Source organism: Mesorhizobium sp. YM1C-6-2 (assembly GCF_003666685.1).
Taxonomy (GTDB): Bacteria; Pseudomonadota; Alphaproteobacteria; order Rhizobiales; family Rhizobiaceae; genus Mesorhizobium_K.
Genome location: NZ_RCIZ01000010.1, coordinates 25,967 through 47,670, shown reverse-complemented (window position 1 = coordinate 47,670; position 21,704 = coordinate 25,967). Strand labels below are relative to the sequence as shown.

Below are 21,704 nucleotides of genomic sequence, written 5' to 3'. Positions count from 1 at the left end.
TGTTCCTCCCTGCCTTGATAAAATTCAATGTTGCGACTTGTACTGGAAACGCGCCATCGCCACCGCCAGGACCAGAACCGCACCTATGGCGAGGTTCTGGTACCATGTCGGTACGCCCCATATGGCCAGCAGATTGAGCCCCGCCGCGAACGTGACGGCCGCCAGGAGCACCCGCCACAACGAACCGGTTCCTCCACCGAGCGCGACGCCACCGATCACCGCGATCGCGATCGCGGTGAGTTCGTAGCCCTGCGCGAGCGCGGCTTCCACGGATTTGAGCCGTGCCGTGAAGACGAGGCCGGCCACGGTCGCGAAGAAACCACTCAGCGCGAAGGCGGTGACGATGTAGCGTTTCGTCTTGATGCCGGAATAAAGCGTCGCGGTCTCATTGCCGCCGATTGCATAGAGCCGTCCGCCGGTCGTCGTGCAGGTGAGGAAGAAATGCGTCACCGCCACGAGAATGATGAACAGCGCGAAGCTTACCGGAACACCGAGCAATACCGCATCGCCCAGCCAGTTGAACGTCTCGCCCTTGAGATAAAAGGGCGCGCCGTTGGTCGCCAGATAGCCCATGCCGCGCAAGGCGGTCAGCGACACGAGCGTCATGATGAAGGAGGCGACCTTGAGATAGGCCACGCCGATGCCATTGACGATCCCGATCGCCACGCCGGTCATGATCGAGACTGCGATGAAGACCACGGGCGATCCGACGAAGGTGTTGCCTCTTACAATCCACCGCACGTCGAATTCGCGACCGATCCAGGCTGTCACGACGACGCCGATTATCGTTGCGAAAACCATGTTCGCGGCGATGGAGAGATCGATCCGGCCGGTAATCAGGACGATCGACATGCCGGTGGCGAGAAGCCCTACCAGCGCCGCGTTGCGCAACAGGTTCTGGATGTTGAGTTCCGACAGATAATGCGGCGAGGTCGCAGCACCGACGATCACGATGGACACGAGGAGCCAGAGAATTGGATCCTTGAGAATCCCGGAGACCGCCAGCGGCCGGGCGGAGGCTCTCTCAGCGATCGTCATTTCACGAATTTCCTGTGCTTCATGCCGGGCATGACGACCACGAGAATGACCAGCGCAGTGACGACCTGCTGCATGTAGAAGCTGACGCCCATCTGGTTCAGAAGATTATTGATCACGCCGATGATGAGGGCCGCTACAAGCGCGCCGAATACAGATCCCGTGCCGCCCGCCAGCGCCGCGCCACCAAGCACGGTCACCGCCAGCACCTTCAGTTCAAGCCCTGGAAAGGCTGCCGGATTGATGTAGCCGAGGCGAGCACTTTCGATCAGGCCCGCCACGGCAGCGCAGACGCCGCAGAACGCGAAGACCGCGATCTTGACGCGATCGACCCTTATGCCGGAGAGCATCGCCGCCCGCGCGTTGCCGCCCGTCGCGTAAAGCCTTCGTCCGAAGGTCGCGCTCCGGGTGAGGAAAAGACAGATCAGCGCCATCAGGGCGAAAAGTGCGATCGGTACTGGTACGCCGAAAACGGTTCCGCGACCGAACCACATGAATTCCGCGATCTTCTCCGGATAGGCAGCCTGCCCTCCCGAGAAGATATTGGCGAGAGCCCCCGCGATGCCGAGCATGGCCAGCGTGGAGATCAGCGAGGAGATGCCGACCTTCGCCACCAGGATGCCGTTGATGATGCCGAGCACAAGTCCGCAGAGCAGCACGGCCCCGATGATCAGGAAGGGTGAACCGGTCGCTATCAGCAGGCCGCCGACGACTGTGGAAAGGACGGCGACACCGGCAACGGAGAGGTCTATTTCGCCTGTTATGACGACCATCGTCATCCCGAAGGCGAGGATGCCTATGCCGGCGACAGCGGTCAGGATCACGCGCAGGTTCTCAGCCGAAAGGAAGCCCGGATAGAGATACTGCCCGACCGTGACGAGCGCGATCAGCACGGCGACACGGCTCAGGTCCCCGACGGCTGGCAGAGCCGGCCACGCCGGGCGATTTCCCGATGGCTTGGCGCCTGCTTTATCTTCGATTGCGGCCATGTGGCGAAACCCGTCGAATCCGGTCCAGGTCCCATGCCGCAGCCAATCCAACGGCTGCGGCATGGAACGTCTTGGGAGGTTCAGTTTACAGCGGGTCCGTAAGCGTAGGGCCACTCGTCCGGCGTCATGGTCTCGACGCCTTCGATGGTCATCTTGGTCTTGGTGATCATCGGCAGATTCGGCGTCATGATGAGCTTCGGCGGAGCCTCGTTGAGGCCTTCCTTGGCACCGATATGCTTGATGACGGCGCGGATACCGATGTCGCCGATCAACGGCGTGTATGGCGACACCATGTCGATGTTGCCGTCCGTGATCTCCTTCAGGACCTCCTTGGCATCGTCGTTGGCTAGGATGACGATCTTCTTGCCATCGGGCGCGGAGTTCAGCCGCTTCGCCTCGCGGATTGCGTCGAGGGCTCCCATGGCTTCCTCACCACCGGTGTTGAAGCTGACAGAAATGTCGTTGAAAGCCTGGAGGGCATCGGCAGTGGACTGGAACGCCAGCTGGCGCTGGCTGTTCGTGTGGTAGTTGCCCTGGATATTGAAGCCATCGACATTGCCGATCACTTCGAGGAAGGCGCCGGTACGGATCGAATCCGCGGTGCTTCCTAGGTCCTTGCGGTTGAGCACGATGTTTCCGCCCTGAAGGACCTCCTTCAGGTAGAGACCTTCCTGGAGACCGTTCGCATAGAAGTTCCCGAGGACCTCCGAGCTGATCTTTTCGGACGAAGTCCTGCGGTCGACGCTGACGACCGGGATTCCGGCATCGATGGCACGGTCAACCGGCGGCCCCATCGGCGCCTCTCGCGACGGCCACAGGACGATGCCGTCGTATTTCTTGGCGACCCAAGTATCGATGACCTGACCCATCTTGTTGTCGTCGAATTCCGCGTCGATCACTTCGATCTCGACATTGGGATGCCGCGCCGCTTCCCAGGCCGCCGTGTCTGCGAGGCTGATCAGCCAGGGATGGTTGAAGCCGTGAAACACGAAGCCGATTTTGTAGGTCTTGTTGGGATCGAGCACCGGCCCTTCCGCCAGCGGGATGTAGTCGGTGAAGGGCGACTTGATTTCGAGCTTGCTGTAGGGGCCGGTGAATGTCGCACCCATGCCCGGCTTCCACACGAAGCCTTCCGCCAGTTCGCCTACCGGATAGACGTCGAGATAGTCGCGAAAACCGTCTTTCTCGAAGAGCTCCGAGACGCTTTTGTTGGACATCTCCTGCTTGGCCTGCTCGGAATATTTGGCAATGAGGCCATTCAGCGTGTCGTGCACGCCTTCGGCCTGCGCGGCGACCGTGAACCCGCCCTGCACCGCCATAAGCACGACAGCGCTGATCGTGCCGCGTAAGGCGGCACGCCGTGTTGAACTGAACATATTTTCCTCCCGATTTTTGATGATGGTTTTTCCTCGGCGACCACGCCTGGGTAGTCACCAGCTCATCCCGTGATGGCTATTCGACCAGCACGTAGACCTGCCCATTTTCGACTTTGGTCTTGAACGTCTGCAGGTTCTTGGTCACGGGCGGCGACAGCGCGGCGCCCGTTCGAATGTTGAAGAGCCCCTGATGCAGGGGACATTCGACGGTTTCGCCGTCGATATAGCCTTCCGACATGAAGGCATGTTCATGCGTGCAGATACCCGACGTGGCATAGAAGCTGCCCGAAAGGTTATAGACCGCAATGCATTTTCCGCCGTGCGTGAAGCGCATCGCATCTTCCGATGCAAGCGCATGCGCCCCTGCCGCCAACACCCATTCAGGTGCGGCCCCCGCGGTATTCTCCTCAGCCATCGTCGTCTTTCGTTTTGTTTCGTTAGGCCCGAAATTTAGGTTCGTTCTACCTATTGGCACGCCGATTGGACGCTCAAATTCATTCTTTGAATGAGGGCATTGGTCTTCACTTGGCATCGAGCCTCAGCCACCGGACGGTGATCGGCGCTTGTGGGCTGGGCGGGACCAAATACGACAGCATCATGCTTCGCCGCCTGGCGCTGCATGATCCATTCAGAGCAGGCGAGACGGACCTTCAGATACAGGTCCGCGGCAGATCCCCTGCCCTCCTTCGCTCGGTGCAAAAAAGGAAAATAGGTGGACGACTTTTACGCCGGCCGAAGCAGGACTATCCCCCTACCCTGGTCGGTTTAAACCGCCTCTTTCAGATATGCGTGCAAGCGGATCAGGTTGTTCTGGCGACTGAACTCTCCGTCGCCGAGTTCCCGAAGAGCGCGCGAGCTGACGTCGCATCGCATAGGGAAAATCCGAATCCTTTAATCGCGGCTGCGACCGGCTGGATCAGCGCGGCGTTGCTTTCTGCCCGATTGCCGTCCGGTAGCAGGAGATTGTTCTCGAAGCCGACCCGGACATGTCCGCCCAACAGCGCAGCCGTGGTGACGCATGCGGCTTCATGCCTGCCGAAGGCGCATACACTCCAGTTCGAGAACCGCGGCATATCTGGCGCCAGGAACGGCAGCAGGTCGGACGGCAACGACGTTTGGGCGACCGTGTAACGGCCGAGCACATAGATGACCGGAATGTCGGACCACGGCACCAGGCCGCGGCGGATCATCGCCGCCAGTCGGACGGCTTCCGAAGGATCGTAGAGGATGATCTGCGGGCGCACGTCCTCCTGCTTCATCCAGGCGAGCGCATCGGCGAAAGCCGGCTCGGCGGTATCGTCCGGCACAAGCTCGCGAAGCGCCAGCGACGCGGCTTCCGGCCGGGTTGCCTTCAGCACGGCGATCTGTTCGGCGGGACTGTAGATGCCGAGCGCCTCGGTGGTGATCTGAATCAGAAGACGGTCGTCCACCTCCGCGCGGATCGCCGTGATTGTTTGCTGGTAAGCGTCGGTATCGAGGAGATGACGGCCATCGGCCCGGCGCACATGGACATGGATCATGCTGGCGCCCGCTTCCAGGCATTCGGCGGCGGTCCTCGCAAGTTCGATCGCCGTGAGTGGAATGGACGGGTGATCCGCCTTTGTCTTCCGGCCGCCATTCGGCGCCACTGAAATCGCTACCCGGTGCGGTTGCTGGGGCGCCGTCATTCGTACTTCCTGTAATGATCCATATAAATCATACTGATACACTTATGAAACAAATGTTGCAATCAAGTTTGAGCCGGTGTATTCGAGTCCCATGCAAGCAGGTCCTCTCGCCGAAGCGATCGTAACAGCCTTCGACTCGATGTCGGAGCAACTCCAGGCCGCCGCGCGCTATGTCCTCGACCAACCGCGCGAGGTTGCCCTGCTGTCGATGCGCGAGCAGGCGCGGCAGGCACAGGTTCAGCCGGCCACCATGACCCGCCTGGCCAAACACCTCGGTCTTTCCGGTTACGAGGACGTCCGCCAGCTCTATGCCGACGCCATGCGCAGCGATGTGACCGGGTTTGTCGGCCGCGTGGGCACCCAGGCGAAAAGCCAGAAGCTCAAGGGCGACCATGCGTTGGCCGCGGATATGCTGGGAGGCGTCCACGCCCAGATCGGCTCGCTGTCACAGCCTGCCACCCTGGACAACCTTGTCGATGCGGCGCGGCGGCTTTCACGGGCACGGCGCATCTATTGTCTCGGCCTGCGTTCCAGCCATTCGCCAGCCTGGCATCTGCACTATGTGCTGTCGCTGGCCGGCAAGCATGCGATCATGCTGGACGCCCCTGGCGGGATCGGTGCAGACACCCTGGGCAGTGCGGCACGCGACGATGTGCTCGTCGCGGTGAGCGTGCTCCCCTATACACGGCAGACGGTCGAACTGACCGAATATGCGCAATCCTGCGGGCTGTCGGTTGTGGCGATCACCGACAGCCCGGTTGCACCGCTGGCACAGCTCGCCGCCTGCACCATCGTCGTTCCGACGGAAAGTCCGTCCTTCCTGCACACCATGTCGCCGGCCTTTGTCGTCGGCGAAATCCTCGGGGCCCTTGTGGCCGGACATGCCGGAGACACTGCGAGCGCCGCGCTCGCCAGCGTCGACCGCCAGTCGGCCGCACTCAACACCCATCTCAAGACGAGGACGAAACGTCCGTGACCCGCATCCTGCATCGCGCCGCTCATTCCCGCATGCCGGTCGCCGTCGGCGGCAGCGGCATCGAACTGTTCGATGCCGAGGGCAAGGCCTATATCGACGCCTCCGGCGGGGCAGCGGTATCCTGCCTGGGCCATGCTCATCCGGCTGTGATCTCTGCCCTTCACGAGCAACTGGACCGGCTGGCTTATGCGCATACCGGCTTCTTCACGTCGGAAGTCGCCGAGGCCCTGGCGGACCTGCTGGTCGAGGACGCCCCAGCCGGGTTGAGCCACGTCTATCTCGTCAGCGGCGGGTCCGAGGCCGTCGAGGCCGCCCTGAAAATGGCGCGGCAGTATTTTGTCGAGAAGGGCGAACCGCAGCGCCGGCACATCATCGCGCGCCGACAGAGCTATCACGGCAACACGCTGGGCGCGCTGGCCGCGGGCGGCAATGAGTGGCGCCGCGCGCAATTCAAGCCGCTGCTGATCGAAACCCACCACATCGACCCCTGCTACGCCTACCGCCTGCAGGAAACCGGCGAGAGCGACGAAGCCTATGCCGCCCGCGCCGCGCAGCAGCTCGAGGACAAGATACTCGAACTCGGCGCCGACCAGGTCATTGCTTTCGTTGCGGAGACGGTCGTGGGTGCGACCGCTGGAGCGGTGCCACCCGTCGCCGACTACCTCAAGCGCATCCGCGCCATATGTGACCGCTACGGCGTGCTGCTCATCCTCGACGAGGTGATGTGCGGCATGGGCCGCACCGGGACGCTGCATGCCTGCGAGCAGGACGGCGTAGCGCCGGACCTGATGACCATCGCCAAGGGGCTGGGCGGCGGTTACCAGCCGCTCGGCGCGGTGCTGCTGTCGCAAAAGATATTCGATGCCTTCGCCAACGGCTCCGGCTTCTTCCAGCACGGCCACACCTATATGGGGCACCCGATGGCCGCGGCTGCCGGGCTTGCCGTGCAGCAGACGATCCGGCGAGAGAACCTGCTCGCCAACGTGGTCGCCATGGGCACCGAGCTGGAAACCCGTCTGACCGAGCGTCTGGGCAACCATCACCATGTCGGCGACGTCCGCGGGCGCGGCCTGTTCCGGGGCGTCGAACTGGTGGCGGACCGCACAAGCAAGCATCCGTTCGACCCGAAGCTGAAGCTCAACGCGCGCATCAAGAAGGAAGCCATGGCGCGCGGTCTCATGGTCTATCCGATGGGCGGCACCATCGACGGCAGGCTCGGCGATCACGTCCTGCTGGCGCCGCCCTTCATCGTCGACCGCAGCGACATTTCCCGCATCGTCGAAAGGCTCGGCGATGCGATCGATGCGGCAATCGCCTCTCTTCCAATCGAAAAGCACTAACCAAGGGGAACCCAGATGAAACTGCGCAATATCCTGTTTGCCGCCTTCGCAACGGCCATCGCATTCACACAGAGCACCAAGGCCGAGGACCTGGTCGTCGCCACCGACACCGCCTTCGTACCGTTCGAATTCAAGGAAGGCGACAAATATGTCGGCTTCGACATCGACATGTGGGATGCCATCGCCAAGGAGATCGGCGTCACCTACACGCTGCAGCCGATGGACTTCAACGGCATCATTCCGGCGCTCCAGACCAAGCAGGTGGATGTCGCGCTGGCTGGCATCACCATCAAGGACGAGCGCAAGAAGGCGATAGACTTCTCCGACGGCTATTACGACAGCGGCTTCCTGCTGATGGTGCCCGCCGACAGCACGATCAAGGGCGCGGATGACCTGAAGGGCAAGGTACTGGCCACCAAGACCGGCACTTCGGCGACCGACTATGCCAAGGAGAACTTCAAGGAAACGGAGCTGCGCCAGTTCCCCAACATCGACAACGCCTATCTGGAGCTGCGGACCGGCCGTGTCGACGCGGCCATGCATGACACGCCGAACGTGCTCTACTACGTGAAGACGGCCGGTGACGGCAAGGTGAAGGCGGTCGGCGAGCAGATGATGGCCCACCAGTACGGCATCGGTTTCCCGAAGGGCAGCGAACTGGTGGCCAAGGTGAATGTGGCACTCGCCAACATGAAGAAGGATGGCCGCTATACCGAGATCTACAAAAAGTGGTTCGGCGCTGAGCCGAAGCTCTGACACTGACGCAAGGCCGCTGCCTGGCCTTGCAGGAGATTGCTCTGGTCAGGCGCGCCGGCTCCCTTCGGCGGGCGCGCCTCATAGCGGGAGCCCAACATGGAATTCGACTGGTCCGTCATCGCCGACGCAATGCCGGCGCTGCTCAGCGGCGCGCGGCTCACGATCCTGATCACCGTCGCCGGGCTGGTGGGCGGCCTCATCGTCGGCTTCGTTGCCGGCCTGATGCGTGCCTACGGCAACGCCATCGTCAATGGCATCGCCTTTGCCTATGTCGAGCTGATCCGGGGCACACCCATCGTCGTACAGGTCATGTTCATCTATTTCGCGCTGCCGGTGCTCGCCGACATCCGCGTCAACCCGATGACCGCGGCGGTCGTCTCCATCATCGTCAACGCCGGCGCCTACATCGCCGAGATCGTGCGCGGCTCGTTCCTGTCGGTGCACAAGGGGCTGAAGGAAGCGGGACTCGCGCTCGGCCTGCCGATGTGGAAGGTGCTGGTCTACATCATCGGACCAGTAGCCTTCCGGCGGATGATCCCGCCGCTCGGCAACCAGTTCATCGTCAGCCTCAAGGACACGTCGCTGTTCATCGTCATCGGCGTCGGCGAACTGACCCGTCAGGGTCAGGAGATCATGGCCGCCAATTTCCGGGCCGTAGAAATCTGGTCGGCGGTGGCGATCCTCTACCTGCTGATGACCGGCACACTGACACTGATCCTGCGTGTCACCGAAAAGAGGATGCGGATCCTATGAGCATCGTAGAGTTTCGCAAGGTCACCAAGACCTTCGGCCCGGTCGTGGTGCTGCGCGAGGTCGACCTCAACATCGATGCGGGCGAGGTCGTGGTGCTGATCGGGCCGTCCGGCTCGGGCAAGTCCACGCTGCTTCGCTGCATCAACGCGCTCGAAGAGATCAATGGCGGCGACCTTGTCGTCGACGACATCAGCGTCAGGTCAGGGCGCTCCAAGGTGCGGCTGATCCGCCAGGAGGCCGGCATGGTGTTCCAGCAGTTCAACCTGTTCCCGCAGATGACCGCGCTGCAGAACGTCGCCTTCGGCCCGCAGCGTGTGCGCGGCGTCGCCAAGGCTGAGGCTATCGAACAGGCGAAGGCACTTCTCGCCAAGGTGGGCCTTGCCGAACGCGGCCACCATTATCCGTCGGAGCTTTCTGGCGGCCAGCAGCAGCGCGTGGCGATTGCGCGCGCGCTCGCGGTCAAGCCGAAGCTCATGCTGTTCGACGAGCCGACGTCCGCGCTCGATCCGGAGCTGCGCCATGAGGTGCTGCGCGTCATGCGCTCCCTGGCTGAGGAAGGCATGACCATGATCGTGGTCACGCATGAAATGGCCTTCGCCCGTCAGGTCGGAACGCGCCTGATCTTCATGGAGGACGGCAAGATCTCGGTCGACGGCAATCCCGCCGAGCTGCTCGCCAATACGACGAATCCGCGCCTCAAGGAGTTCCTGCAGCATGTCCACTGAGGGCCGGCTCGGATTTCTGGAGATAGCGGGAAAGCATCACGACATCGGCGTCCAGCTCGGTCTGTTCGGAGCCGACATCGTCCATCGTCACCTCGTCATCGGCCATGCCTGGGCTTCGGTGATGGCGTTCCGCGACGACCCGCGCGCGGCCGAGATGCGCAGACTTGTCGAGGCCCGCCTCCCCGCCTACTGGTCTGAGCTGCAGGGATTGGCGCAGGGCCTCGCCCTGCCCTTCAACGACGTGTTTCTCTGGAACTGCCGCGGCGACGTCTGGGCCATGGCGCCCGACGGGTGCACGACGGTGCAGATACCCGGCGACGCGCCGGTGGTCGCACACAATGAGGACGGCGATCCCGGCTTTCGCGGCCATTGCGCGCTGGCACGTGTTCAGCCCGTCGGCGGCCGCTCGTTCACGAGTTTCGTCTATCCCGCGTCGATCCCCGGCCATACCTTCGCCGCGACCGAGACGGGCCTCGTCCAGACCGTCAATAACATCCGCTCGCGAGATGCCGGCGCCGGGCTGCCGCGTATGATCCTCGGCCGCGCCATTCTGGATTGCGGATCACTCGACGAGGCGACTGAGCTGCTGCGGACATCCCAGCGCGCCGGAGCCTTTCACATGACGCTGGCCCAGCGCGGCGACCCTCGCCTTGTGAGCGTGGAATTCACGCATTCGAGCTGTTCGGTCGAGGTTGTCCGGCAGCCCCGATGCCATGCCAACCATCTGGTCCATCAGGACATGTCGGGCGAACGGCAGATCATCACGTCGTCTTCGTCGTCACGGCAGCAGCGCGGCGACGCGATCATCGCCGGCGCCGGCGGCACGCTCGACCCGACGTCCGTCCTTTGGGATGGAACCGCCGCGGCGTTGCCGATCTACCGCGCGCAACCCGACGATCCCGATCATGAGAACACGCTTGCGACTGCCGTCTTCGACGTCGGGAGCCAATCGCTGGATTGGCAAGTCTACGACCAGATGAGCCATGCGCCTTGCTACGTCCTGAGAGGCACGGACCGGCGATCGCGCTTAACATAGCAACGCACTATCAGCTGCTCCCTAGAACCTCCCACGGCTCACGGTGCTGATAGCGCGGGCGCGCCGCCGGGAACTTTTCGATATCCTTCATCACCTCGCCGCGCTCCTCAACGTCCGGAATGGGTATGGCCTGTGAAAAACTCTCGTCGGCCTTCTTGCTGGTGAAGGCGGATTGCGCAACACCGCTGCGCGTTCATAAATGCTTTATCGTAGCAAAGGGGCGGCATAGGGTCGGCTGTGCCCTGGCTCCGCGAGCCCAAGGCTTGAGCGCCAGTAAGACGAGACGTTTATGTCGACAATAATTGCTGTTCTCGGCGGCGTTGGTCTGTTCCTGCTCGGCATGGCTGTCATGACCGACGGCCTGAAGGCCCTGGCAGGGTCTGCTCTGCGTACGGTTCTTGGCAAGGCAGCGGCCACACCGCTCTCAGGCGCCTTCTGGGGCGCGATCGTGACGTTGCTTGTGCAGTCGTCGAGCGCAGTGACGATGACGACCATCGGCCTCGTCAATGCCGGACTTCTGACCTTCCCGCAGGGGCTCGGCCTCGTGTTCGGCGCCAATGTGGGCACGACGGGCACCGGCTGGCTCGTGGCGCTCATCGGCGTGCGCGTCTCGCTCTCGGTCTATGCGTTTCCGATGATCTTTATTGGCGCGCTGGCCAAATTGCTGGGAAACGGGCGGATAGCGGCGTCGGGCAGCGCGCTTGCCGGTTTCGCGCTGGTTCTCTACGGGTTGACAACTCTCCAACAGGGCATGGGAGGCCTTGCCGAGAGCCTGCATCCGTCGGACCTTCCGGGGGTGCTCGGCGCGCCGGGTGTCGGCTGGATGGCCGGGTCGGTTGGCCTCTTGATCCTGATCACCGTCGGCCTCGCGATGACTGCGGTCATGCAATCCTCGACGGCCGCTATCGCCGTCACCATTTCGGCCTTCTACGCCGGGGCCATAAGCCTGGAACAGGGTGCGGCGCTGATCGTCGGCCAGAATATCGGTACGGCGACGAGCTCCGCATTGGCGGCCATCGGTGCCGGCGCAACGGCAAAGCGTCTCGCCCTTGCCTATGTCCTGTTCAAGGTCCTGGCCGCGCTAATCGCGATCATCGCCTTTCCATTCACGGCGGCCCTGATGAGGGCTCTTGCCGCCTCGATCGACGGCATGACGCTCCTCGCCGCCTATCACACGGCTTACAATGTCATCGGGGTTGCGGTGCTCCTTCCTGCAATACAGTGGTTCACCCGCGTCGTGGAGCGGCTCTTGCCCTCCAGGCAGACGGCGCTTCAGCGCGCGCTCGATCCGAGCACGCTCACCAGTCCGGTGATCGCGGTCGAAACAGCCCGGCGAGTCGTCGCGGATGTGGTGTCGACCACCGCGGCTTCGGTTTCCGCTGCGCTTTCGGGCCGAGGGGGCCATGTGGCGCATGACGCTGCGGCGGCAGCCACGCTCGAGGAGGTGTGGGGATTCCTGTCCGAATTGAAGGAACCTCCCGAGACCGAGGCCGAGCGACTGCGCATGACGAGCACGCTACATGCCTTGGAACACGCCTCGCGCCTCGTAGAAGCCGTAACGGACTGTGGGCTGGAAATACAGACGGTCGCAGCCGCTCACAATATTCACGTTGCCGAACTGTGCGCACGGACAATGCACGGAGCCGAGGCAGTTGGAAACTCTATCACCTCGGAAACGGCCCTCGGCGCCCAGGCCGCTCCCATCGGCTGGAATGTTTCGCCCGAGATTGCGTGGCTCTTGCCGACGCCATGGTCGGTCTCGCCGTGCTGGCCGGAAAGCCCAAGCCGGATATCGCCACGACCGAGGCATTCCGGCAGGCCGTGCTGTCTTGTTCCGCCATCGCCTATTCCAGGGCCGGAGCGAGCGGCATCTATTTCGAGAAGCTCATCGACCGCCTGGGCATCGGCGAGGCGGTACGGCAGAAGGCGGTCGTGATTCCGGAAGGGCTGACGGCGGAAAAACTGGTCAGCGGCGAAGCCGACCTCGCAATCCAGCAGATCAGCGAACTCATCATGGTGAAGGGTGTCGAGCTGGTCGGGCCGTTGCCGCCGGAAGTCGCCAGCGTCACCGGATTTTCCGCCGCCGTGCTGCGCTCGTCGCCACGGCAGGAACAGGCACGGCAGCTGGTGCAGGCCCTGTCTTCCGCCGATGCCATGAAGGCATATGCGGCGGCCGGCCTGTCGCCCCGACAATAGTGTTTTCGGAGACTAAAATGGCAAAGCCACGGATCGTTCTTCTTCATGCCACGCCGGTGGCGATGGCGCCGGTCCATGCGGCTTTCGCGCAGAACTGGCCTGGGGCCGAAACCGTCAACCTTCTCGATGACGGATTGACCATTGACCGGGCCAAGGAGGCGGACACGCTGTCCGAGAAGCTGATCGCGCGCTTCGTGGCGTTCGGCCGGTACGCTCATCTTATCGGCGCGGATGGCGTGCTGGTGACCTGTTCGGCCTTCGGGCCCGCCATAGAGCGGATGGCGCAAGACCTGCCGATCCCCGTGGTGAAGCCCAACGAGGCGATGTTCGCCGCCGCCTTGGAAAAGGGCCGCCGCATCGGCATGCTGGCAACCTTCGGGCCCTCCGTCCCGACGATGGAAGCGGAGTTCGCCGCCTATGCCGCCGATCGGTATGCTGGCGCCACCCTAACCACCGTGCTCGTGGACGACGCGATCGACCGCCTGCGCAAGGGTGATCACGAAACCCACAACCGTCTGGTGGCCGAGCGCGCGCCCGAGCTGGCCGGTATGGATGCGGTCATGCTTGCCCACTTCTCGACCTCCGCAGCCGCCGAGGCCGTGCAGGCCAGGATCCCCCTCCCCGTTCTGACGGCGCCCCGGTCGGCTGTCCAGCAGATGAAGTGCCTGATCGGCCAACGAGGCAACGGTACGGCATGCTGATCGGTGTCATCGCGGACGATTTCACGGGTGCCAGCGATATCGCCAATACGCTGGCCAAAGGCATAAGCGACGAGGGCGGGTTGCGAACCAGCCAGTATCTCGGTGTCCCGCAGCAGGACCCGGCGCCGGACGAGGAAGCCTGCGTCATCGCTCTCAAGAGCCGCTCCATCCCGCCTGCGGAAGCGGTCGCGCAATCGCTGCAAGCCCTGGAATGGCTGCGCCGGCACGGTTGCCGGCAAGTCATTTTCAAATATTGCTCGACCTTCGATTCGACGCCCGAAGGAAATATCGGTCCCGTAGGCGAAGCCCTTGCCAGGGTACTGGGCGTGCGCGGGGTCGTTGCCTGTCCGGCCTTTCCCGCCGCCGGCCGAACCGTCTACCAGGGCCATCTGTTCGTTCAGGATCGGCTTCTCAACGAATCCGGCCTTGAGAACCATCCGATCAACCCGATGACGGATGCCGACCTGCGCCGGTGGCTGAAGCAGCAATGTGCCACGCCGGTCGGCTTCGTCCCGGCAGGCGTCGTGTCCAGCGGCCCCGAGGCCGTCAAGACCGCGCTCGAAGCTGCCGCAGGGCGGGGCGAAACGCTGGTGATCGTGGACGCCATCGGCGACGCGGACCTCATTACCATCGCAACGGCCTGCGCAGGGCAGCCGCTGATCACGGGCGGCTCCGGCATCGCGCTTGGCCTGCCACGGAATTTCATCCTCATCGGTGCCGCGCGCGGCAGCGCCCCGCAAGCGTCGGCGGTGTCCGGGCCGGAGGCCATCCTTGCCGGCAGTTGTTCGGGGCGAACGCGCGAACAGGTGGAACACCACGCACGGCTTCATCCCACATTGGCCCTCGATGTGGGCGCCATCGTCGAGGAGCGGTTGAAACCGGAAGAAGCGGTCTTGTTCCTGAGGGAGAATGAGGGTCGTGCGCCGCTCGCCTTCACCTCGGCCGACCCTGCAACGGTGGTTGAAATTCAGGCGCGCTACGGTGCCGCCCGCGCGTCGGCAGCGATCGACGGATTCTTCGGCAAGGTTGCCCGGCAACTGGTTGCCGGTGGTGTCCGCCGGCTCATCGTCGCCGGCGGCGAAACCTCCGGTGCCGTGGTGTCGGCGCTCGAATTGGGGCCGCTCGCCATAGGCCGGGAGATCGATCCGGGTGTGCCGGTCCTGCTTTCGAAGGCCGGCCCCAGAATGGCGCTTGCCCTCAAGTCGGGCAATTTCGGCGCTGTCGACTTCTTCGACAAGGCATTGGCGAGGATGGAAGCTGCGGAATGACCGAGGCGGAACTCAGGCAGGAAATCACCCGGCTGGCGCGCTCGCTTTTCGAGCGAGGCTATTCCGTCGGCTCGGCCGGCAATATGAGCGCCGCCGTCGCGGACGGCTATCTCATGACGCCGACCAATTCCTCGCTCGGGCATCTCGATCCGGAAAGCCTGTCGAAACTCGACCTTGAGGGAAAGCATGTGGACGGCCTTCCGCCATCCAAGGAATTGCCGCTTCATCTCGCCTTCTACGCCACGCGCCCGCAATACAAGGCGGTCGTCCATCTGCATTCGACTTACGCCACTGCCCTTTCGTGCCTCTCGATAGCCGATGAGGATGACTGCCTGGAGCCGATCACTCCCTATCTGATCATGCGCGTGGGCCGCCTGAAATATCTCCCCTACACGATGCCTGGCTCACCGCTGACCGGTGAAATGATCCGTGGCCTGAAGGGACGGCACGCGGCGGTGCTGCTTGGCAATCACGGGCCGGTCGTCAGCGGCCCGGATATCGTCTCCGCGGTCTACGCAGCCGAGGAACTGGAGGAAAGCGCAAAGCTGCAGATGCTGCTGCGCGGCCAAGGCCCGCGCCACCTGAACACACAGCAAATCGAGGAACTTCGCACCAGATACGGCGAGCCTTGACCGATCCCGCTGTCCGGTGACGGAAGGGACGACCTGGCCTCACATCCTGGACGTGTAGGGAGGGATGGCGAAAGCGAGGTCGCATCCCGTGTCGGCCTGGGTAACGTAGTGGAAATGCAGGAATGCATAGCCACGCTGTACGGGCTCGGGGGCCTTGCGCGCCGCGGAGCGCCGCCGTTCCAGCTCCTCGGCATCGACTTCCAGTTCCAGCCGCCGCGCATCGACGTCGAGGCTGATGACGTCTCCGTTCTCGACCAGCGCCAGCGGGCCGCCTTCGGCAGCCTCGGGCGTGATGTGCAGCACGATGGTACCGAAAGCCGTCCCGCTCATGCGCGCATCCGAAATGCGGACCATGTCCTTGACGCCCTTCTGCGCCAGCTTCTTCGGTATCGGGATATAGCCGGCTTCCGGCATTCCCGGCCCTCCCTTGGGGCCGGCATTGCGCAGCACCAGGATATCGTCCGGGCCGACGTCGAGATCGGCGGAATCGATCCTGTCGGCGAGGTCAGTGAGATTCTCGAATACCACCGCCCGCCCGCGATGCCTGCAAAGGGCTGCATTGGCGGCCGCCTTCTTAATCACGGCGCCCTTGGGAGCGATGTTGCCTTTGAGGATCGCCAGACCGCCGCCAGCATGGATAGGGTTCTCCAGCGGCCGCACCACGGTCTGGGGCCAGTCCGGCCTCGCCGCGCGAACATTTTCGCCGAGGCTTTTTCCGGTAATCGTCAGACAGTCCAGTTCCAGCAGGGGGCTGAGCTGACGCAGCAGCGGGGTCAGCCCTCCGGCGCGATGGAGGTCCTCCATGTAGTGCTGGCCCGTCGGCTTCAGGTCCACCAGCACCGGAATCTCGCGGCCGATCTCGTCGACGCGGTCGAGATCGACCTCGATGCCGAGCCGCCCGGCAATCGCCGTCAGATGGATGATGGCGTTGGTCGAGCCTCCGGCGGCGAGCACCACCCGGAAGGCATTGCGGAACGCAGCCGGCGTCATGATCTTGTCCGGCGTCAGGCCCTCGGCCGCGATCTGTACCGCTCGCTCACCGGTCCGCTCGGCCAGACGGCGCCGTTCGGCAAACACGGCCGGCGTACAGGCCCCTTCCGGCAGCATGATCCCGAGGCTTTCGGCTGCCAGGGCCATCGTGCTGGCGGTTCCCATGACGCCGCACGTACCGATCGTCGGCGCCAATTCGTCGTTGACCTCGGTAATTTCCTCCCGGCTCAGTTCGCCGGCGCGGTAGCGACCCCAGAACCGGCGGCAATCGGTACAGGCGCCGATCTTTTCGCCGCGCCAGCTACCGGCGCTCATCGGGCCGGTCACGAGAAGAATGGCCGGAACATTGGCGCTGGCCGCGCCCATGAGCAGCGCCGGCACGGTCTTGTCGCAGCCGCCGAGCAGGATCACCGCATCCATCGGCTGGGCGCGGATCATCTCTTCCACGTCGAGCGCCATCAGGTTGCGAAGGTACATGCTGGTGGGGTGGGAAAAGCTCTCCTGCAGCGAGATGACCGGGAAAGCCATGGGGATACCCCCAGCCAGCATGACGCCGCGCTTGGCCGCCTCAATCAGGTCGGGAACGTTGCGATGGCAGGCGTTATAATCGGAACCGGTGTCGATGATGCCGACGATCGGCCTGTCGAGAGCCTGGTCGGTATAGCCCATCGCCTTGATGAAGGCCTTCCGCAGATAAATGGAAAAGTCAGCGTCGCCGTAATGGGCGACGTTTTTATGCATCCCTTTCCAGTCCGTCATTCCAGCGCTCCTCGTGCTCGCGCCACAGTTGACTGCCTGGGTCTAAATTGTCAATAATATTATTGATAGGAGATCGAGATGCGCATTGTCATTGCCAGCCCCGTTCCCCAAGACGTGGCCGATCGCGCCAGGATCGAATTCGATGCCGTTCTGTCGCAGGAGCAGGAACTCGACTCCGAGGCGCTGGTCGCCGCCCTTCGTTCCAGTGCGGCGCGGGGCGTGCTGGTGTCGTCGCGGCAAAAACTCGATGCCGCGACGATCGCGGCATTTCCGGAGACGGTGAAGATCATCGCAACCTGCAGCGTCGGCTTCGACCATATCGACCGCAAGGCCGCCAGGGCCCGCGGTATCATCGTCACCAACACGCCGGACGTGCTGACGGACGCCACCGCCGACCTCGCCATGATGCTTCTGCTTTGCGCCGCGCGCCGCGCGAAGGAATATGCTGCAGTGATGGATGCAGGCTGGCGCAGGCGGTTTGCCCTGAACGAGATGCTCGGCGTGCAGCCGAGCGGAAAAAACCTTGGAATCATCGGGATGGGTCGCATCGGCAGGGCCGTTGCAAGCCGGGCGCGCGGCTTCGGCATGCACATCCTCTACCACAACCGTCACCGCCTGCCAGACGACGAGGCGATCGGTGCGCGCTACCTCGACACCATCGAGGAAATGCTGCCGCAATGTGCCTTCGTCAGCCTGCACGTGCCTTCCGCCGGGTCTCCCGTCATGACCCGGGAACGCCTTCACCTGCTTCCGCGCGGCGCGATCCTCATCAACACCGCGCGCGGCGATCTGATCGATGAAGAGGCGCTGCTGGCGGCGCTCGCGTCGGGCCAGATCGGAGCAGCCGGGCTGGATGTCTTCCGCGGCGAGCCTGCCTTCGACCTGCGCTTCGGGGATTTTCCGAACGTCTTCCTAACGCCGCATATGGGCAGCGCCACGGTCGAGACCCGCAATGCCATGGGCTGGCGTGCGCTGGACAATCTTGCCCGGTTCAAGGAGGGTGGGCACCCACCTGATGCCCTTGATTATTGACAATCCGGGGCGAAGGTCATTCGTTATCAGATAGCGAGGGCAAGAGATGGGCTTGGCCGACTTGGACGATGCGCACCAGAAATTTTCGGGCTCCACGCTCGAGGAGATCGTATCCCAACTCGAGGAAGACATCGTCCTCGGCGAACTTCTGCCGCGCGAGCGGTTGGTGGAGGATGCTCTTCTCGCGCGCTTCGATACCAAGCGCCATGTCATCCGCCAGGCGCTGATGGAACTCGACCGCATGGGGCTGATCGAGCGCGTGCCGAACCGCGGCGCACAGGTCCGGGCCTACTCTGCGCTGGAGGTCGAACAGCTCTACGAGCTGCGCGAATTGCTGGAAACGCAGGCGGCGCTTCAGATCCGGTTTCCGGTAGACCCGGCGGCCCTTGCCGAACTCGAGGCCATTCAGGCCGGCCATGACCGTTCTGTCCGGGACGTGGACTATGCCGGCATTTTCAGAAGCAATCTCGCTTTCCACAAGCTGCTTTTCTCGCTTTGCGCCAACCCGTTCCTGGCGGAAGCCATCGACAGCGCCTCGCAGCGCGCCCATTCTATCCGCTTCGCGGCGCTCAAGGACGCCCAGGCACGCGAGACGGCCCGCAACGAGCACCATGCCATGATCGACGCGCTGAAGCAGGGCGACGGGGCATTGCTGGCAAGGCTGTGCCGGGCGCATCTGCCGACATCCAAAACCTTTTACCTAAAAACCCGCTGACCCGCCGCCGCGGCTGTGTCGCAAACTCGTGCTTGAGATGGCATGAAGCCCATTGCGGGCAGTTTTGGACACGTTCGGAGGGCCTGATCATTCCCACTCAATCGTCCAAACCCACCTTAAGCCATTGATATCACATATAATTATGGCCTTCGGGCGCACAAAAACCGACTACTGGCTAGTCAAAATGTTACGCTTTTGATTTTAAAGGGAAAAAGGGTCGAAAAGAAATTTGTGGGTTTCAAGGACAATCGGCGTCTATCGCCCGTTTGGACCCTGTGAAGGCCACACCACAGAATAGCCGATTTGTATCAGAAAACACCGCTGACCACAATGAGCGACCTGCCTCGAACAAGAGGTCAGTTTGCGTTTGTGCGGATTTGCTAACCACAGCGCAGCAAACCAAGGCACCTTCAAACTGGCGCATAGTTTGAAATCATGCTAAAACACTCACCATGAGTGAGCAAACAACGGGGAAGTTAAAGCAGCTGGAGCACCTCCTGCCAGAAGGATTGCTCGTCGATGCCGCGTGGCTTTCTGCTCACGGCTACTCAACCTCACTGCGCACCAAATATGTCGCCTCGGGTTGGCTCGAACAGCCGGCTCGCCGTGTCTATCGGCGCCCTCGCGGACAGCTTGGCTGGCAGCAGGTGGTCATCTCCCTGCAGACGCTTCTAGGCTATCGTCTCACCGTTGGCGGCCGGACAGCCCTCGAGCTGCAAGGCTATGCCCATTACCTCTCACAGGATCGTTCCGAGATCCACCTTCACGGTCCAGCAAGGCCACCCAGCTGGCTCACGACGCTGCCGCTGACGGAACGGTTCGTGTATCATAACAGCACGCCGCTTTTCGGGGCCGACCTGGAAGGTATCAGCTTCCCTTCCCTCGTTTCGGACCGCGCACCTGATGCGCGAGATGCGGGATCTTTTCAGGATGCCGGACTGCGTGTTCTGCCCTGGGGCCAATGGGACTGGCCGTTGACGGTATCGACGCCCGAACGATCGATTCTCGAACTTCTCGATGAACTCCCGCACCATGAAAGCTTCGATCAGGTCGACGTGCTGATGGAAGGTCTGAGCGATCTTGCGCCGAGGCGGCTCCAGAAGCTGCTTGTCCGCTGCCGCAGTGTGAAGGTGAAGCGCTTGTTCTTCTTTTTTGCCGATCGGCATCGCCATGCATGGCTCAAGCATGTCGACCGAACCGCAATCGATTTGGGATCGGGCAAGCGCATGCTGGTCAAGGATGGCAGGTACGACCCGACCTACGAGATCACCGTTCCCAAGGAACTGGCCGAGGCGTATTGATGGCATTTGCGGACACTTACCGAAAACAGGTCGCACTACTGATCCGCACACTGGCTTCGGTGGTTGCTGAAGAGTGCTTCGCGATGAAGGGTGGCACGGCAATCAATCTGTTCGTGCGCGACCTGCCGCGTCTCTCGGTCGATATCGACCTTACCTACCTGCCAGTGCAGGATCGCGCGACCTCGCTTGCAACGATCGATGCGGCGATGGCGCGTATCGCCGAGCGCATTACCGAGACAGTCCGCGGCTCCCGTGTCGCTCCGTCACGCTCACGCGAGAACGTGATCACCAAGCTCGTGTTCCGCGGCGATGGCGCGCAAATCAAGATTGAGGTGACGCCGGTCCTGCGTGGCTGCGTGTTCGAGCCCGCCATACGCTCGGTCTCGCCCAGCGTGGAAGACGAATTCGGATTTGCCGAAATGCGGATCGTCTCCTTCCCTGATCTTTATGCCGGCAAGATTGTCGCCGCGCTCGATAGGCAGCATCCGCGCGATCTGTTCGACGTCCGCGATCTACTGGCGAACGAAGGCATCGACGAGTCACTTCGCCGGGCCTTTCTCATCTATCTCATCAGCCATGATCGCCCCATGGCCGAGGTATTGGCAGTTCGGCGCAAGGACATCGCCACCGAATTCGCGCGCGGTTTTGTCGGCATGACCCGGCAACCGGTCGAACTCGAGACCCTGCTTGCGGCGCGTGAAGCATTGATCGCCGGCATTGTCGGCGCGATGCCCGATGCGCACCGCCAGTTCCTGTTGGCGTTCGAGCGTGGTGAACCCGACTGGGCGATCCCCGACCTAGAGTCCGCGGCCGACCTGCCCGCAGTGCGATGGCGGCAACAGAACCTCGACAGCTTGAAAGTCGAGAAGCGTCAGGCGCTGGTCAGACAGCTTGAAGAAGTTCTGCCCACTTAGACTATGTCTCGAGGATGACTAAAGCCGCCATTCCCCGGTAAAGGCGTTGCAGGCAACTAGGCATTGCTCGCTGGATCTTCGCTGATTTCCTGCCGCAGCTTCGGCCCTTGCGCCAAACGACGCCCAAGCGCGGAGACGAAAGCTCGTAGCGTTCGTCCGCTTTGGCCCGCGCGGCGTGGGCCGCGGGTTCGTGCAACGCCGGTCTCGAGGAGAACCAGAACCGAATAAAAACCGCCATGATCTCAACGCTGATACCGAGATCGCGCTCCAGTCGCATTAGCGGCGGTCGACCTGGTCGATCCGCTTGGCGATGGCCGCTTCTCGTCTCTCATCAGCATCGGGCAACAGGAAGGACGCGATAGCGGCTTCCGCGATCATCGACTGGGACTGGTCCCGGCGGGCAGCGTAATCCGTCAGCATCGTCATGATCTCGGGATCGAGATAGACCGAGATTTGCGTCTTCTTCTTGCGACGAACCATGATGCTCATAGCTACATGCCTTCGCCCGGATCCGTGGAGGATCAGGCTCGATCATGGAAATAC

The 21,704-nt window shown here is 62.8% G+C and carries 20 protein-coding genes and 2 pseudogenes; 15 read left to right on the top strand and 7 right to left on the bottom strand.

From position 1 onward, the window contains the following. Positions 1-24: 24 nt before the first annotated feature. The 5 genes from D8676_RS21135 to D8676_RS21115 all read right to left on the bottom strand — a co-directional run bounded on the left by D8676_RS21135 (position 25) and on the right by D8676_RS21115 (position 5,067). Positions 25-1,038 carry an ABC transporter permease gene (locus tag D8676_RS21135; RefSeq protein WP_121583081.1) on the bottom strand — a complete coding sequence of 338 codons (1,014 nt, stop codon included), beginning with the start codon at positions 1,036-1,038 and terminating at the stop codon, positions 25-27. Next, a complete protein-coding gene (locus D8676_RS21130; RefSeq protein ID WP_183097185.1) occupies positions 1,035-2,024 on the bottom strand; it encodes an ABC transporter permease in 990 nt (329 codons plus the stop codon). The genes D8676_RS21135 and D8676_RS21130 overlap by 4 nt, the downstream gene beginning before the upstream one ends. An 80-nt stretch (positions 2,025-2,104) precedes the next feature. Continuing rightward, positions 2,105-3,400: a sugar ABC transporter substrate-binding protein gene (locus tag D8676_RS21125; protein ID WP_121583079.1), complete on the bottom strand. Its 1,296-nt coding sequence runs from the start codon at positions 3,398-3,400 to the stop codon at positions 2,105-2,107. 76 nt (positions 3,401-3,476) lie between these two features. Further along, positions 3,477-3,932: a non-heme iron oxygenase ferredoxin subunit gene (locus tag D8676_RS21120; protein WP_245427022.1), complete on the bottom strand. Its 456-nt coding sequence runs from the start codon at positions 3,930-3,932 to the stop codon at positions 3,477-3,479. A 268-nt stretch (positions 3,933-4,200) separates the two neighbouring features. Beyond that, positions 4,201-5,067 (bottom strand): 3-keto-5-aminohexanoate cleavage protein, encoded by an 867-nt coding sequence (locus tag D8676_RS21115; RefSeq protein WP_121583077.1) that lies wholly within the window; start codon positions 5,065-5,067, stop codon positions 4,201-4,203. A 91-nt stretch (positions 5,068-5,158) separates the two neighbouring features. On the opposite strand from D8676_RS21115, the gene D8676_RS21110 reads away from it, so the two are divergent. The 11 genes and pseudogenes from D8676_RS21110 to D8676_RS21060 all read left to right on the top strand — a co-directional run bounded on the left by D8676_RS21110 (position 5,159) and on the right by D8676_RS21060 (position 15,450). After that, positions 5,159-6,043: a MurR/RpiR family transcriptional regulator gene (locus tag D8676_RS21110; protein WP_121583076.1), complete on the top strand. Its 885-nt coding sequence runs from the start codon at positions 5,159-5,161 to the stop codon at positions 6,041-6,043. Next, on the top strand, positions 6,040-7,383 hold the full coding sequence (locus tag D8676_RS21105; protein ID WP_121583075.1) for an aspartate aminotransferase family protein: 1,344 nt from the start codon (positions 6,040-6,042) through the stop codon (positions 7,381-7,383). Before D8676_RS21110 ends, D8676_RS21105 begins: the two co-directional genes overlap by 4 nt. Before the next feature lie 15 nt (positions 7,384-7,398). Then, entirely contained in the window at positions 7,399-8,139 is a 741-nt protein-coding gene (glnH, locus tag D8676_RS21100; protein ID WP_121583074.1) for a glutamine ABC transporter substrate-binding protein GlnH, read from the top strand. Between the two features lie 96 nt (positions 8,140-8,235). Next, positions 8,236-8,892, top strand: coding sequence for a glutamine ABC transporter permease GlnP (gene glnP / locus D8676_RS21095; protein ID WP_121583073.1), 657 nt, complete (start codon positions 8,236-8,238; stop codon positions 8,890-8,892). Next, positions 8,889-9,617, top strand: coding sequence for a glutamine ABC transporter ATP-binding protein GlnQ (gene glnQ, locus D8676_RS21090; protein ID WP_121583072.1), 729 nt, complete (start codon positions 8,889-8,891; stop codon positions 9,615-9,617). Before glnP ends, glnQ begins: the two co-directional genes overlap by 4 nt. Next, on the top strand, positions 9,607-10,653 hold the full coding sequence (locus tag D8676_RS21085; RefSeq protein WP_121583071.1) for a C45 family peptidase: 1,047 nt from the start codon (positions 9,607-9,609) through the stop codon (positions 10,651-10,653). Before glnQ ends, D8676_RS21085 begins: the two co-directional genes overlap by 11 nt. 289 nt (positions 10,654-10,942) lie before the next feature. Next, a pseudogene (locus D8676_RS21080) lies at positions 10,943-12,385 on the top strand (Na/Pi symporter); the annotation flags it as partial. A 17-nt stretch (positions 12,386-12,402) separates the two neighbouring features. Further along, positions 12,403-12,849 carry a substrate-binding domain-containing protein gene (locus tag D8676_RS21075; RefSeq protein ID WP_121583070.1) on the top strand — a complete coding sequence of 149 codons (447 nt, stop codon included), beginning with the start codon at positions 12,403-12,405 and terminating at the stop codon, positions 12,847-12,849. 17 nt (positions 12,850-12,866) lie between these two features. Further along, positions 12,867-13,550 (top strand): aspartate/glutamate racemase family protein, encoded by a 684-nt coding sequence (locus D8676_RS21070; protein ID WP_121583069.1) that lies wholly within the window; start codon positions 12,867-12,869, stop codon positions 13,548-13,550. Next, a complete protein-coding gene (gene otnK, locus D8676_RS21065) occupies positions 13,544-14,818 on the top strand; it encodes a 3-oxo-tetronate kinase (RefSeq protein WP_121583068.1) in 1,275 nt (424 codons plus the stop codon). The genes D8676_RS21070 and otnK overlap by 7 nt, the downstream gene beginning before the upstream one ends. Beyond that, a complete protein-coding gene (locus tag D8676_RS21060; RefSeq protein ID WP_121583067.1) occupies positions 14,815-15,450 on the top strand; it encodes an aldolase in 636 nt (211 codons plus the stop codon). The genes otnK and D8676_RS21060 overlap by 4 nt, the downstream gene beginning before the upstream one ends. A gap of 39 nt (positions 15,451-15,489) precedes the next feature. Here the strand turns inward: D8676_RS21060 and D8676_RS21055 are convergent, their stop codons facing one another. Further along, the gene (locus D8676_RS21055; RefSeq protein ID WP_121583066.1) at positions 15,490-17,199 is read right to left on the bottom strand and encodes an IlvD/Edd family dehydratase; all 1,710 of its coding nucleotides are present in this window, start codon (positions 17,197-17,199) and stop codon (positions 15,490-15,492) included. A gap of 78 nt (positions 17,200-17,277) precedes the next feature. Between D8676_RS21055 and D8676_RS21050 the strand changes: the two genes are divergently transcribed. From D8676_RS21050 to D8676_RS21035, 4 genes are all read left to right on the top strand, one after another. After that, complete coding sequence (locus D8676_RS21050; protein ID WP_121583065.1) at positions 17,278-18,231, top strand: D-glycerate dehydrogenase; 954 nt, start codon at positions 17,278-17,280, stop codon at positions 18,229-18,231. 52 nt (positions 18,232-18,283) lie between these two features. Then, a complete protein-coding gene (locus tag D8676_RS21045; RefSeq protein WP_245427019.1) occupies positions 18,284-18,946 on the top strand; it encodes a GntR family transcriptional regulator in 663 nt (220 codons plus the stop codon). Between the two features lie 452 nt (positions 18,947-19,398). Continuing rightward, entirely contained in the window at positions 19,399-20,247 is an 849-nt protein-coding gene (locus D8676_RS21040; protein ID WP_121583063.1) for a type IV toxin-antitoxin system AbiEi family antitoxin domain-containing protein, read from the top strand. Continuing rightward, the gene (locus tag D8676_RS21035; protein ID WP_121583062.1) at positions 20,247-21,161 is read left to right on the top strand and encodes a nucleotidyl transferase AbiEii/AbiGii toxin family protein; all 915 of its coding nucleotides are present in this window, start codon (positions 20,247-20,249) and stop codon (positions 21,159-21,161) included. Before D8676_RS21040 ends, D8676_RS21035 begins: the two co-directional genes overlap by 1 nt. Positions 21,162-21,217: 56 nt before the next feature. Here D8676_RS21035 and D8676_RS21030 read toward each other — a convergent pair. Further along, positions 21,218-21,641, bottom strand: a pseudogene (locus D8676_RS21030) (CopG family transcriptional regulator). Positions 21,642-21,704: the final 63 nt, after the last annotated feature.